The sequence below is a fragment of the Asanoa sp. NPDC049475 genome (genome assembly GCF_040676915.1).
Classification (GTDB): Bacteria; Actinomycetota; Actinomycetes; order Mycobacteriales; family Micromonosporaceae; genus Asanoa.
Genome location: NZ_JBFAPY010000008.1, coordinates 224,982 through 237,894 on the forward strand (window position 1 = coordinate 224,982; position 12,913 = coordinate 237,894).

Below are 12,913 nucleotides of genomic sequence, written 5' to 3' on the forward strand. Positions count from 1 at the left end.
CCGGAAAGTCGAGCCGGTCGGCGGCTCGTCCCGGCTGGACCGGATGGCCGACCATGTGGCCATGCGTCGACGATGGCTGATGTGGGCGACAGCCGGCGCCGGCCTCATCGTGGTGGTCAGCTACCTCGCCCGTGACCTGAGCGGCGGCGAGGCCGAGGACTGGCTCGGCGCACTCGGCGGGCTGCTCGTCGTCGGCGGGCTGGTCGGCGCACTGGCCTGGCCCGACGAGGGCCGGAGCGACCCGACCGCGTCCACTGCGGACAGTGGGGTGCCCGCCCAGGAAGAGGATCCGGCCGAGACCGCCCGCCGGATCGAGCGGGCCGCGGACGCGGGCGACACCGGCGCGATGGCCAAGCTCGCCATCCTCCTCGAACGCCGGGGCGACCGGGCCGGCGCCCTGCGCTGGGGCCGCCAGGGCGCCGACGCCGGTGACACCGACGCGATGGTGGTGCTCGGCCAGCTGCTGCGCGCGACCGGCGACGTCGCCAGGGCGCGAAAGTGGCTCCGGCGCGCCGCGGACGACGGGGACTCCGTCGCCATGCACTACCTCGGCGAGATGGGCGAGGAGCACGGCGACCCGGCCGAGGCCGAGCGGTGGCATCGACTCGCCGCGGATGCCGGCGACCCGGACTCGGTCGTCTGGCTGGGAAGCACGCTGGAGCAACGAGGTGAGCCGGCCGAGGCCGAACGGTGGTACCGCCGCGGCGCCTCGGACGGCCAGCCCGAGGCCATGACCCGTCTCGCTCGCGCCCTCCTCGACCGCGGCCGGCAGGACGAGGCCGTGCGGTGGTTCCGCCGCGGTGCCGAGGCCGGCGACACCGACGCCATGGTCCGCCTCGCGAACCTGCTCGACGAGCGCGCCGACCCCGCCGGTGCCGAGCACTGGTACCGGACCGCGGCCGAGGCCGGCGATGTCGAGGGGATGGTCAACCTCGGCGTCGTGCTCGACCATCGCGGGGACCACGCCGAAGCCGCACGGTGGTTCCGCCGTGGCGCCGACGAGGACGACCCCGACGCGATGTTCCACCTGGGCCGGCTGATCCGCCAGGACGACGCCGCGAGCGCAGTACGCCATGCTCCAGCTGGGCCACCTGATGGCGGGTCGTGGTGAGCCGGCCGAGCCGTGGTTCCAGCGGGCCGCCGACGCCGGCAGCATGTGGGGGATGTGCGAGCTCGGCGCCCTGCTCCAGGAGCGGGGCGAACGCGACGAGGCCGAGCGGCTGTTCCGCCGTGCGGCCGAGTCGGCGCACCCGACCGCGCTGTTCAACCTCGCCGCCTTCTACGACCGCCAGGACGAGCGGACGGACGCCGAGCGCTGGTTCCTGAAGGCGGCCGAGGCGGGTGACACCGACGCGATGAGCCGGCTGGGCGACTTCTGCCGGGAGCGCGGCGACACGAAGACGGCCGAGCGCTGGTACCGGCACGGCGCCGAAGCCGGGAACGCCACGGCGATGGGGAACCTGGGTCGCTTCCGATGGGAAAGCGGCGACCGCGCGGACGCGGAACGGTGGTGGCTACAGGGCATCGAGGCCGGCGACGCGATGTCGCTCTACGGCCTCGTCGAGTTGACGACGCGCACGGTCGACGAGGAGGCGGTCGAGCGCTGGTTCCGCCGCGGAGCGGCTGAGGGCGACGCGGACGCGATGCACATCGTCGGTTGGTCGCTGCGTGAGCGGGATCCGGCGGACGCCGAGCGGTGGTTCCGGCGTGCGGCCGAGGCCGGCAGCGACCGGGGGATGCAGGCCCTGGCCGTCCTGTGCAAGACCAGGGGCGACCGCGCGGAGGCCCGGCGCTGGTTCCACGCCGCGGCCGAGGCCGGCCACCACAACGCGATGTTCAGCGTCGGGCTCTTCCACCAGGAGGAGGGCGACCTGGACAGCGCCCGGCTCTGGTACGAGCGCTCCGCCGACGCCGGGAACGTCTTCGCCGGCTACAACCTGGGCCGGTTGTACGAGAGGGCCGGCGAACTGACGGAGGCCGAACGCTGGTACGGGCACGGCGCCGAGGCCGGCGACCCGCTGGCGATGAACGGCCTCGGCATCCTCGCGCAGCGGCAGGGCGCGCAGCGGCGGGCGAACCGGTGGTACCGCCGCGCGGAGCGGGCCGCCACCGCCGACCAGCTGGTCGAGCTCGCTGACGACGCCGACGAACGTGGTGACCGGTCGGCGGCCCAGCGCTGGCGCGCCCGGGCCACCGAACAGAGCTAGACGGCCGGCGTACGCGCGGCCAGGGCCTGCTGGTAGAGCCGACCAGCCCGGTAGCTGGAGCGCACCAGCGGGCCGCTCATCACGCCGGCGAAGCCGATCTGCTCGGCCTCCTGGGCCAGCTCGACGAACTCCTCCGGCTTGACCCAGCGCTCGACCGGGTGGTGCCGCGGCGACGGGCGCAGGTACTGCGTGATCGTCACCAGCTCGGTCCCGGCGGCGTGCAGGTCGCGCAGCGCCTGCGAGACCTCGGAGCGCTCCTCGCCCATGCCCAGGATCAGGTTGGACTTCGTCACGAGGCCGAACTCGCGGGCCTGGGTGATCACGTCGAGCGACCGCTCGTAGCGGAAGCCCGGCCGGATCCGCTTGAAGATCCGCGGGACCGTCTCGACGTTGTGGGCCAGCACCTCGGGCCGCGACTCGAAGACCTCGCGCAGCAGCGCGGGCGTGCCGTTGAAGTCCGGGATGAGCAGCTCGACGCCGCAGCCCTCCTGGAGGGCGTGGATCTGGCGGACCGTCTCCGCGTAGAGCCAGGCACCGCCGTCCGGCAGGTCGTCGCGGGCCACGCCGGTGACCGTCGCGTAGCGCAGGCCCATCGTGGCGACCGACTCGGCGACCCGGCGGGGCTCGTCGGCGTCGAACTCGGCGGGCTTGCCCGTGTCGATCTGGCAGAAGTCGCAGCGGCGGGTGCACTGGTCGCCGCCGATCAGGAAGGTGGCCTCGCGATCTTCCCAACACTCGTAGATGTTGGGACAGCCAGCCTCCTGGCACACGGTGTGCAAGCCTTCGCGCTGAACCAGACCGTGGAGCGAGGTGAACTCGGGGCCCATCTTGGCCTTGACCTTGATCCACGGTGGCTTGCGCTCGATAGGCGTCTCGGCGTTCCGCGCCTCGATGCGCAGGAGCCGGCGGCCTTCTGGAGCGATCGTCACGAATCCGAGCGTATCCCGGTGTTCATCCTTCCCGCATACAGGGCGACACGGAACACATGTGCAACCAGAGCTGTGACGGCGGTCACGCGTCGAACAGTTTGCCGGCATCCGGTAATCTCTGCCGCAACGGCGCAGACGGAACCAAGTAGCGATCGACCACGCCGGCAGAGAGAGCCACCAGCTGCTGTGACGGTGGCCCGGCGCCGGTCGCGAAGACACTCCCGAGCCAGCAAGGAAAACGAGGCCCCGGAACACCTGGGGCGAAGGTGTGGTGGCACCGCGAGGAACCCGCTCGCCCACACCTCCCGGGGATCGCGTTGCGACCGACGAGGAGGCCCACCATGCAACGCATCCTGTCCAGCGAACTTCCCGCCCACGCCGGCAGAACCGTCACCGTAGCCGGCTGGGTCCACCGCCGCCGCGTGCTGAAGGCGGTCGCCTTCCTTATTCTGCGCGACCGGGCCGGCCTGGTGCAGATCGTCGTCAGCGACGAGAAGACCCGCGAGCAGCTCGACGGGCTGACCGAGGAGACGGTCGTCGAGGTCACCGGTGTGGTCACGATCAACAGCGCCGCGCCGTTGGGGGTCGAGCTCACCCAACCGGTGGTACGCGCGTTGAGCGCCGCCGCCGCCCCGCCCCCGTTCGACCTGTACCGGCCCCTGCTCACGGCGAACCTGCCCACCCAGCTCGACCACGCGTCCGTGGCCCTGCGGCACGCGACCCGACGCCGAGCGGTCACCGCCGCCGCGGCCGCCGCCGAGGGGTTCCGTGCCACCCTCGACGCCCGCGGCTTCACCGAGATCTTCACGCCGAAGATCGTCGCCTCGGCCACGGAGAGCGGGGCCAACGTCTTCGGCATCGACTACTTCGGCAGCCGGGCCTACCTGGCCCAGAGCCCGCAGTTCTACAAGCAGCTCATGGTCGGCGTGTTCGAGCAGGTCTACGAGGTCGGCCCGGTGTTCCGCGCCGAGCCGCACGACACCGCCCGGCACCTGGCCCAGTACACGTCCCTCGACGTCGAGCTCGGCTTCATCGACGACCACCGGGACGTGATGGCGGTGCTGCGCGACGTCGTGGCCGGCATGACGGACGCGGTCTCCGACCGGCTGCCCGGTGTGAAGATGCCGGACGTGCCGGCCGAGATCCCGGCCGTCCACTTCACGACCGCGCTGGAGATCGCCGGTGCGCCGGAGGACGAGCCGGACCTGGCCCCCGCGCACGAGCGGGCGCTGGGGGAGTGGGCGCTCCGCGAGCACGGCTCGGACTTCCTGTTCGTGACCGGCTACCCGATGCGCAAGAGGCCGTTCTACACGCATCCCGAGCCGGGCCGCCCGACCCACTCGAACTCGTTCGACCTGCTGTTCCGCGGCCTGGAGATGGTCACCGGCGGGCAGCGGCTGCACGAGTACGCCGACTACGTCGCGGCGCTCAAGGGCGACCTGACCGGCGTCGAGACCTACGTCGAGGCGTTCCGGCACGGCATGCCGCCGCACGGCGGTTTCGCGATCGGCCTGGAGCGCTTCGTGGCCCGCCTGCTCGGCGCGACCAACGTGCGTGAGGTCGCGGTCTTCCCGCGCGACCTGCACCGCCTGACGCCGTAGACGACGCGGAGAGCCGGCGCTCCTCGCTCAGCCGGGCGGCAGCGGAAGCCGCCGCACCGTTCAGCCGAGGAGCGTCGGCAGGCGCCGCTCGACGATCGGCAGCACCTCGTCGACCGTGACCTGACGGCCGAGCTCCGCGGTCAGCGAGGTCGTGGTGGCGTCGCGGATGCCGCAGGCCACGATGTGGTCGTACGCGGCCAGGTCGCAGTCGGCGTTGATCGAGAACCCGTGCTGGGTGACGCCCCGTGAGACCCGGATGCCGATGGCGGCGACCTTGCGGGCCGGCCCTCGGTCGTCCTCGGCCACCCAGACGCCGCTGCGGCCCTCGATGCGGGTGGTGGCCAGGCCCAGCTCGGCGCACGTGTCGATGAGCAGCTGCTCGGTGCGCCGGACGTAGGCGACCACGTCGATCGGGGCGGGCAGGCGCAGGATCGGGTAGCCGACCAGCTGACCCGGCCCGTGCCAGGTGATCTTGCCGCCGCGGTCGACGTCGATCACCGGGCTGCCGTCGGTCGGCCGGTCCCAGGGCTCGGTGCGCTTGCCTGCGGTGTAGACGAACGGGTGCTCCAGGAGCAGCACGGTGTCGGGAGTGACACCGTCGGCCACCTCGTCGTGGAGGCGACGCTGCTCGTCCCAGGCGACCTGGTAGTCGACGGTGCCGAGGCGGCGGGCCTGGAGCTTGGGAAGCACGCTGGTCACGCCCCAAAGCGTAGCCCTCGCCCGGCCGGGGGACCGCCTGACATGATTCGCGTCATGGTGACCCGGGCGCTGGTCCTCGTCCATGCGGGGGTCGCCGCGCTGGCGATGTTCGCCTTGGTCGGCACCGCCTTCGCGATCAGCTATCTGCGGTGAACGGGTCGGTGATCTCCCGTAGCCGGGTGAGCGTGCCGCGGAGCCGCTCGGTGGCCTCGACCCCCAGGTGGGCCACCCACTCCTCCTCCACCTCGGCGACCGCCGCGGCGGCGATCGGGATCGCAGCGGCACCCCGCGCGGCGATCCGCACCAGCCGGGCGCGCGCGTCGGCCGGGTCGGGGACCCGCGCGACGTAGCCCGCCTTCTCGAGCTGGTCGACCAGGAAGCCGGCGGTCTGCTTGGTCACCTGAGCCCGCTCGGCGAGGTCCGTCAACCGTGTTCCGCCCGGGGCGATGCGCTGGAACACCCGCGCCTGCGCCGGGGTGAAGTCCGCGAAGCCCTGGGCGCGCAACGCGGCGAAGACCCGGTTCTCCAGCGCCCGGTACGGGATGAACAGCAGCAGTCCCAGGTTGAGCGAGTCGTCGGCCACCCAGCGCTCCTTGACGATAGTCAGAGAGTCTGACTTAATTGGTAAGATACTCTGACTAAGTTAGCGGGTGCGGGCGATGGATCGCGAGACGAGCTGGCAGGTGATCACCGCGCAGCGGCTGGCCCTGGTCGACCTGCTGACCGGTTTGACCCCTGAGCAGTGGGAGACGCCGTCGCTGTGCGCCGGATGGCGCGTGCGGGATGTGGCCGCCCATGTGGCGATGGCGCCGAACCCGCCCGGCCCGTCGGCGATGGTTCGGGCGGCCATCGCGGCCCGCGGCAGCTTCGACCGGCTCAACCACGACGTGGCCGTCGCGCACGCCGCAAAGAGCGACACCGATGCGCTCGTCGAGGAGCTCCGCACCCACGCCGCCTCGCGGAGACTGCCGGCGGTCACCAACTACCGCAACGCCCTCTTCGACACCTTGATCCACGTGCAGGACGTGGCGATCCCGCTGGGTCTGTGCCGACCGATGCCCGTCGACGCGGCCTGTGCCGCCGCGACCCGGATCTGGGAGATGGGCTGGCCGTTCCACGCCCGCCGCAGGCTGGCGGGCCACCGCTTCGAGGCCACCGATGCCGACTGGTCGGTGGGCAGCGGCACCGTGGTCAGCGGCCCGATCGAAGCCCTCGTGCTGCACCTGTCCGGGCGCCGGGACGGCCGGCTTACGTGAACCGCCACACCCAGACGTCGTCGATCCGCTCGCCCGGGCCGAACAGCGCCCTGGTCGCGGTCAGCAGCGCGTCGTGCTGGACCGGCCACTTCGAGCCGTGGATCCGGTCGGCCAGCACCAGGGCGTCGAGTCGCCAGTAGGCCACGTCCGCCCGCGCCTGGGCCTGCTCGGCCGGCCCGATCGCCGGGACCACGCCCGTCCGCGCCACCTCGTAGAGCATCCCGTCGGTGTAGCGCGGCACCGGCCCGATCCGCCCACGCCCGTCGGGGCCGCCTGGGCCGAGATAGAAGCCGGACGCGAGCGAGAACTCACCCTGACCGTGCGTCCACGCGTACGCCTGCCAGCGTTGCCCGTCCGGCACGGTGTCGAGGGTGAACGGCACGGTCGCGATCACCCCGTCAGGAGGGACGACCGAGGTCCACGCACCCGACGTGATGAAGGTCGGAATCGGCTCGCGGGCGACCGTCAGCAGGTTGACCGGCAGGATCGGCACCAGCGCCACCGCGAAGGCCGCCAGCCAGGCCCGGCCCCGCGGCCGCGCGTCGACGAGCAGGGCGAGCAGCAGCCCGACGATCGGCGTGACCACCAGGGCCAGCCGTTGCGGCAACGCGGCGTTGAAGACCGGGAGCGGGTTCAGCAGCGCGTACGGCAGCGGGATGTCGGTGTAGTTCTTGAAGATCTTCACCGCCGGTCCCCAGGACAGCACGGCGAAGACCAGCGCGGTCACCCCGAGCGCGCGCAGCGTGGCGCGGCGGCCCGGCTCGGCGACCCGCCAGAGGTACCAGAACGCTCCCACCGCCAGCAGCACCAGCGGCAGGCCGAAGAACGAGTTCTCCTCGGTCTCGTTCGGGGCCAGCGAGGTGTCGAGGCCGAGGACGCCGGCCAGCGAGCGTTGCGGGAACGCGAAGTACCCCGCGATGTCCTCGCTGTGCACGCGCGCGTCGAAACCGGTGCCGTGGAACCGCTGCGGACCCAGGAAATGCATCCAGATGGGGTACGCGAGCAGGGCGAAACCCACGACCGCGGTGACGCCGAGGCCGCGCAGCATCGACGGCAGAGCGGCGCGCGCCTCGGCCCGGGTGGCCTTCGACAGTGACCAGACGCCGAGGAAGACCAGGCAGGCCAGGGCGATGAAGAACAGGCCCTCGGCCGCGATCGAGAACGCGATGGCGACCAGCACGCCGAGGATCGCGCCGTCGCGCAGCCAGTGCCCGTCGCGCAGCCGCAGCACCCGCCAGACCACGATCGGCACGAGCCAGCCGGCTGTCCAGTTCAGGTGGGCGTTGGCGTGCGAGACCATGCTCGGCGCGAAGGCGATGAACAGGGCGCCGGTCGCCGCCGCCGGCCTCGAGGTGACCAGGTGGCGGGAGAGCAGCCAGAACCAGGCGTACGCCGTCGCGACCAGGTTGAGGGTCAGGACCACCAGGAAGGTCGCCGGGGCGCCGAGCAGGAACGTCAGCGGCGCGAACAGCACCGCGTACACGGTGATCGACGTGTTGACGGCCAGGTTGGCGCCGTCCGGGAATCCGATCAGGTGGGTGAAGAACGGGTTCTCCCCGTGCGTGATCGCCCGCGCGCCGTAGGAGAGCAGCCACTCGAACAGGGCCTGGTCACTGGAGTTGACCTTGATCGCGCGGCCGTTCGGGTCGATCCACAGGCCGCTCGTCACCCACACCGCGAGGACCAGCGCTATGCCGGTGACCAGCAGGTCTGCCCGCCGGCGGGAGGTGCGTGCGGGTGCCGCCTCTGCGACGTCTGGGGGAGCGGGGGACGCGATCGACACGGGCGGAGGCTACCAATCGGGACGACACGCCCAGGAAGCGCCCGTTGTTTGCGATCTTATTGAAAATGACTTCCAATGTCACCATGAAGATCGCCTTTGTCGGAAAGGGCGGGAGCGGGAAGACCACACTGGCCGCTCTGCTCGCCCGCCACCTGGCCGCGGCGCCGGACCGCCCACCGCTTCTGGCCGTCGACGCCGACATCAACCAGCACCTGGCCGCCGCACTCGGCGGGGGTGAGGACGCCGTGCTCCCGGCGCTGGGTGACCACCTGGCGGAGATCAAGGAGTACCTGCGCGGCGACAACCCGCGGATCGCGTCCGCCGCCGCGATGGTCAAGACCACGCCGCCGGGTCGCGGCTCGCGGCTGCTCACCGTCGGCGGCACCAATCCGGTGTACGACGCCACGGTCCGCGAGGTCGACGGGGTGCGGCTCGCGGTCACCGGGCCGTTCGGCGAGCAGGACCTCGGCGTCGCCTGCTACCACAGCAAGGTCGGCGCGGTCGAGCTCCTGCTCAACCACCTGGTCGACGGCCCGGGCGAGTACGTCGTGGTCGACATGACCGCCGGCGCCGACTCGTTCGCGTCCGGCCTGTTCACCCGCTTCGACGCGACGTTCCTGGTCTGCGAGCCGACCCTGCGCAGCGTCGGGGTCTACCGGCAGTACCTCGGCTACGCCCGGGACCACGACGTGCGCGTCCACGTGGTCGGCAACAAGGTGACCGACGCGTCGGACGTGGAGTTCCTCCGCACGCACGCCGGCGCCGACCTGCTGACCTGGTTCGGCCGCTCCGACTGGGTCCGGGCCGCGGAGCGCGGTGAGGTGCGGCCGCTGGACGCCCTCGAACCGGACAACCACGCCGCCCTCCACCTGCTGCGGCGCGCGGCTGACGCCGCGGAGAAGGACTGGCCGCGCTACGCCCGCCAGGCCGCCGAGTTCCATCGCCGCAACGCGACCGCCTGGGCCAACGACCGGGCCGGAGCGGACCTGACCGACCAGATCGACCCGGACTTCGTGCTGGGTGACCACCACCTGCTCGTCCACTGAGGAGAGAGACATGTCCCTGACCGTTCCCGCCGACCTGCTCGACCGCGCCGAAGCCGGCCCCGTCGACGACGCCGACTTCGTCGAATGCGTGCGCACCTCCCTGCCGTACGCCTGGGAGGTCGTCTCCGACGTCGCCTCCCGGGCCGGAGCCGACGTGGCCGAGCACGCGGTGCCGCCGCCGAGCGAGGCCGAGCGTGGCCAGTTGCTGCGCGCGCTGGCCAGCGACGCGATCCGGGGCGCGCTGGAGCGCCACTTCAGCGTCAAGCTGGCCTTCCAGAACTGCCACCGCGTCGCCGCGTTCCCGCCGGGCGCGGTCGACGGCGCGGTCTACCGGGACTTCGTCTCGCCGCGCGCCCAGCTCCGCAACCAGTCTCCCGAGCTCCGGGACTGTTAACTCCGCCACATCGATGACCGGCGAAGTGTGGGCTCGTCGACCATGTCAGATCGATGGTCGCGAATCGTAGCCTCCCTGAAACACCTCCAGGGAGGTCGCCGTGACGAAACGAATCCTGTCCCTCTGTGCCGCCGGCGCGGCGCTGGTCGTCGCGGCTGTGCTCGCGCTGGCCGCGCCCGCGCAGGCGGCACAGCTCTCCCAGGTCAGCGGCTTCGGGTCCAACCCCGGAAACCTGGCCATGTACGCGTACCGACCGGACGGCCTGCCCAGCGGCGCTCCGGCCGTGGTGCTGCTGCACGGCTGCGGCCAGGACGCCAACGGCTACTTCACCAACAGCGGCTGGCGTACGTTCGCCGACCGGTGGCGGTTCGCGCTCGTCATCCCGCAGCAGAACAGCGGCAACAACTCGTCGTCGTGCTTCAACTGGTTCGAGACGGGCGACACCGCGCGGGGGCAGGGCGAGGCGGCCTCGATCCGCAACATGGTCGCGTACGCGGTGAGCACCTGGGGCACGGCGGCCAACCGCGTCTACGTCAGCGGGCTGTCGGCCGGGGGAGCGATGAGCGCGGTCATGCTCGCCACCTACCCGGACGTGTTCGCGGCGGGCTCGGTGATCGCGGGCATCCCGTACCGCTGCGCCACCAGCATGGTCAACGCGTTCAGCTGCATGAACCCGGGCGTCGACAAGACACCGGCGCAGTGGGGCGACCTCGTCCGCGGCGCGTACTCCGGCTACACCGGTCCACGGCCGAAGGTGGCCGTCTGGCACGGCAGCTCGGACTTCACCGTCGCGACCGCGAACGCCAACGAGTCGCGGGACCAGTGGACCAACGTGCTCGGCATCTCGGCCAGCCCGACCAGCACGTCCTCGCTGACCGGTGGGACCACGGTGGAGCGTTACGGCAACGACCAGGTGCGGGTCTACCGGGTGTCCGGGATGGGGCACGGGACGCCGGTCGACCCGGGCGGCGCGGCCGACCAGTGCGGCACGGCGGCGGCCTACTTCCTCGACACCATCTGCTCGGCGTACCACGACGCGACGTTCTTCGGGTTGAACACCGGCGGGCCGACCACGCCGCCGACTTCCGGGCCGCCGACGACCCCGCCACCGACGTCGGGTCCCTGCGTCACCGCGACCAACTACGCGCACGTCTCCGCCGGACGGGCCTACCAGCAGCTCGGGTACGTATACGCCCGAGGCTCCAACCAGGCGATGGGCCTCTACAACGTGTTCCAGACGAACGCACTTCGCCAGACGGGCCCGGACTTCTGGGTGGTCGGCTGCTGATCCGCTTTCTAGGCCGCGCGGTCCCGGTCTCTGGTGCCGGGGCCGCCGAAGCGGCTGCCGTAGGGGCGGCCCGTCCGGTCCGGGGCGTGCACGATGCCGCCGAGCAGGGCGGACTCGAGACCCTCGAGCTCGGGAGCTGACCAGCGTTCGACGTCGGCCCGGGCCGCGGCCAGCGACTGGTTCGCCAGCGACTCGGCCGCGCGGGCGGCGGCCAGCGCCTCCACCGGCTCGGCCTCGGTGGCCACGGCCGCCTGGCCGAGCTCACAGCGGGCGGCGAAGAGCCGCGTGCGCGCCCGCGCCCCGACCGCGCCGCGCCGGGTCACCAGGAAGCCGGCCGCCGCGTCGATCGTCGCGCGGGCCGCGAACATGGCCTGGTCGAGCTGCTCGCGGGCGTGCGCGACCCGGGACGAAGGGTCGCGGACCGCGCCCAGCGACTCGCCCAGCGGTCCGGAGACCGCCTCCAGCCGCCGCAGGCCGGCCACCGGGTCCGGTCGGGCCTCGGCGAGCTCGGTGGCCAGCGCGCTGGCGGCCTCGTCGGCCCGGGTCACGTCGGCGGCCAGGCCGACCTTGTCACCCCGCGCGTTGCCGGGCGGGCGGCCGGCCATCGCGAGCACGGCCTTGCCGGCCGCGACCTCCGCGTGCAGGTCGGCGAGCAGCTCGGCGGCGGCGTCCTCGGCCGTGGCCAGGTCGGCGGCGTACGTGTCCAGCGCGTCCAACAACGCCTCGGCCTGGCCGAGCGCCTGCTGGGCGGTCCGCAGGCCGGTCCGGCGGCCGTCCTGCTCGATCTCCGCGCTGGCGAAGTCGATCCTGGCGGCCGCCTGCGTCAGGTTGTCCGCGATCGGGCGCAGCGCGCTCTCGGCGTACGCGGCGGTCAGCTCCTTCCAGGTCGTCCCCGCGACCGTGAGCCGTGCCCTGGCCTCGTCGCGGCGGACCGTCAGCCGGCCGCCGAGGCGCGCCTCCTCGCTGGACCGGAGCAGCTCGAACGGCTCGGCCCGGGCGTCCAGGCGCTGGCTGGCGGCGGCGCAGTGCTCGACGATCGCCCGCAGCACCCGCCGCCGGCTGAACTCGTCCTCGGGCTCGTGGTCGTCGAGGTGCTGCCGGATCCGGAACGCCTCCGCGACGTCGGCCCGCGCGGCCGTGACCGCCTCGACGAACGCCACCGTCGCGTCCCGGCCGTGCTGGGCCTGCGCGAACGCCAGCTCCTGCTCGCTTGTGCACAGGGCGTTGTCGGCGGCGACCAGTGCCGCGTCCGCCTGCGCGAGCAGGCGGGCCGTGGGCAGGTCGCCGCCGAGGTCGAGGGTGTCGGCGTCGTCGCGCGGACCGGCGCGTTCGGCCGGACCGGCGGGACCCGCCGGCCGCGTCGTGCCGCCGGTCTCGTCGCTCGGTGCCCAACCGCCCTGGTCCGGGGGCGCCCACGCCGAGGCGGGCGGCTCGTCGAAGACGCGCACCGGCTCGGGCGCCGGCGGCGCCGGCTCAGCCTTGGCTGCTTTCTCCGCCCGCTCCCGCTCGCGCCGGAAGAGGTTCCTGCGGCGGCGGTGACTGGTGTGACCGGAGTCCCGATCGAGGCGGTGTCGGGGCTTGGCGCGGTCGCCCGCGCGACGGCGGGCCACCGCCAACGCGACTATCACCAGTCCCAGGACGAACAACACGCACGCCAACAGCGAAAGCGCGTTGTTGTCGCCCGATGCCGCCGACATGCGGTCAGGCTAT

Annotated in this window: 12 protein-coding genes; 7 read left to right on the top strand and 5 right to left on the bottom strand. The window is 72.7% G+C overall.

Features of this window, described 5'->3' with window-relative positions; translation table 11 throughout:
- Positions 1–61 precede the first annotated feature (61 nt).
- A complete protein-coding gene (locus AB0J88_RS31310; RefSeq protein ID WP_364348210.1) occupies positions 62–1,111 on the top strand; it encodes a tetratricopeptide repeat protein in 1,050 nt (349 codons plus the stop codon).
- Positions 1,074–2,207, top strand: coding sequence for a tetratricopeptide repeat protein (locus AB0J88_RS31315; protein ID WP_364348213.1), 1,134 nt, complete (start codon positions 1,074–1,076; stop codon positions 2,205–2,207). Before AB0J88_RS31310 ends, AB0J88_RS31315 begins: the two co-directional genes overlap by 38 nt.
- Here AB0J88_RS31315 and lipA read toward each other — a convergent pair.
- Positions 2,204–3,136 (bottom strand): lipoyl synthase, encoded by a 933-nt coding sequence (gene lipA, locus AB0J88_RS31320; RefSeq protein WP_364348216.1) that lies wholly within the window; start codon positions 3,134–3,136, stop codon positions 2,204–2,206. The two genes, AB0J88_RS31315 and lipA, sit on opposite strands and share 4 nt — an antisense overlap.
- Before the next feature lie 341 nt (positions 3,137–3,477).
- Here lipA and aspS point away from each other — a divergent pair, with 341 nt between their 5' ends.
- The gene (gene aspS, locus AB0J88_RS31325; protein ID WP_364348219.1) at positions 3,478–4,737 is read left to right on the top strand and encodes an aspartate--tRNA(Asn) ligase; all 1,260 of its coding nucleotides are present in this window, start codon (positions 3,478–3,480) and stop codon (positions 4,735–4,737) included.
- A 60-nt stretch (positions 4,738–4,797) separates the two neighbouring features.
- Here aspS and lipB read toward each other — a convergent pair whose 3' ends face one another.
- On the bottom strand, positions 4,798–5,436 hold the full coding sequence (lipB, locus tag AB0J88_RS31330) for a lipoyl(octanoyl) transferase LipB (protein ID WP_364348222.1): 639 nt from the start codon (positions 5,434–5,436) through the stop codon (positions 4,798–4,800).
- 136 nt (positions 5,437–5,572) lie between these two features.
- On the bottom strand, positions 5,573–6,019 hold the full coding sequence (locus tag AB0J88_RS31335) for a MarR family transcriptional regulator (protein ID WP_364348225.1): 447 nt from the start codon (positions 6,017–6,019) through the stop codon (positions 5,573–5,575).
- A 76-nt stretch (positions 6,020–6,095) separates the two neighbouring features.
- Between AB0J88_RS31335 and AB0J88_RS31340 the strand changes: the two genes are divergently transcribed.
- A complete protein-coding gene (locus tag AB0J88_RS31340; RefSeq protein ID WP_364348228.1) occupies positions 6,096–6,692 on the top strand; it encodes a maleylpyruvate isomerase family mycothiol-dependent enzyme in 597 nt (198 codons plus the stop codon).
- Here AB0J88_RS31340 and AB0J88_RS31345 read toward each other — a convergent pair.
- Positions 6,685–8,469, bottom strand: a complete 1,785-nt coding sequence (locus tag AB0J88_RS31345; RefSeq protein ID WP_364349352.1) for a DUF2079 domain-containing protein — start codon at positions 8,467–8,469, stop codon at positions 6,685–6,687. The two genes, AB0J88_RS31340 and AB0J88_RS31345, sit on opposite strands and share 8 nt — an antisense overlap.
- Positions 8,470–8,558: 89 nt before the next feature.
- Here AB0J88_RS31345 and AB0J88_RS31350 point away from each other — a divergent pair, with 89 nt between their 5' ends.
- The 3 genes from AB0J88_RS31350 (at position 8,559) to AB0J88_RS31360 (ending at position 11,203) form a co-directional block, all read left to right on the top strand.
- Entirely contained in the window at positions 8,559–9,521 is a 963-nt protein-coding gene (locus tag AB0J88_RS31350; RefSeq protein WP_364348231.1) for an ATP-binding protein, read from the top strand.
- Between the two features lie 10 nt (positions 9,522–9,531).
- Positions 9,532–9,915, top strand: coding sequence for an SCO5389 family protein (locus AB0J88_RS31355; protein ID WP_364348234.1), 384 nt, complete (start codon positions 9,532–9,534; stop codon positions 9,913–9,915).
- 142 nt (positions 9,916–10,057) lie between these two features.
- On the top strand, positions 10,058–11,203 hold the full coding sequence (locus tag AB0J88_RS31360; RefSeq protein WP_364349355.1) for a PHB depolymerase family esterase: 1,146 nt from the start codon (positions 10,058–10,060) through the stop codon (positions 11,201–11,203).
- A gap of 8 nt (positions 11,204–11,211) precedes the next feature.
- On the opposite strand, the gene AB0J88_RS31365 is transcribed toward AB0J88_RS31360, so the two are convergent.
- Positions 11,212–12,900: a hypothetical protein gene (locus tag AB0J88_RS31365; protein ID WP_364348237.1), complete on the bottom strand. Its 1,689-nt coding sequence runs from the start codon at positions 12,898–12,900 to the stop codon at positions 11,212–11,214.
- Between the last annotated feature and the right edge of the window lie 13 nt (positions 12,901–12,913).

Bases quoted from the DNA above. Each gene is read 5' to 3' on its own strand.
- AB0J88_RS31310 (WP_364348210.1), top strand. From the start codon at position 62: ATGCGTCGACGATGGCTGATGTGGGCGACAGCCGGCGCCGGCCTCATC.
- AB0J88_RS31315 (WP_364348213.1), top strand. From the start codon at position 1,074: ATGCTCCAGCTGGGCCACCTGATGGCGGGTCGTGGTGAGCCGGCCGAG.
- aspS (WP_364348219.1), top strand. From the start codon at position 3,478: ATGCAACGCATCCTGTCCAGCGAACTTCCCGCCCACGCCGGCAGAACC.
- AB0J88_RS31340 (WP_364348228.1), top strand. From the start codon at position 6,096: ATGGATCGCGAGACGAGCTGGCAGGTGATCACCGCGCAGCGGCTGGCC.
- AB0J88_RS31350 (WP_364348231.1), top strand. From the start codon at position 8,559: ATGAAGATCGCCTTTGTCGGAAAGGGCGGGAGCGGGAAGACCACACTG.
- AB0J88_RS31355 (WP_364348234.1), top strand. From the start codon at position 9,532: ATGTCCCTGACCGTTCCCGCCGACCTGCTCGACCGCGCCGAAGCCGGC.
- AB0J88_RS31365 (WP_364348237.1), bottom strand. From the start codon at position 12,900: ATGTCGGCGGCATCGGGCGACAACAACGCGCTTTCGCTGTTGGCGTGC.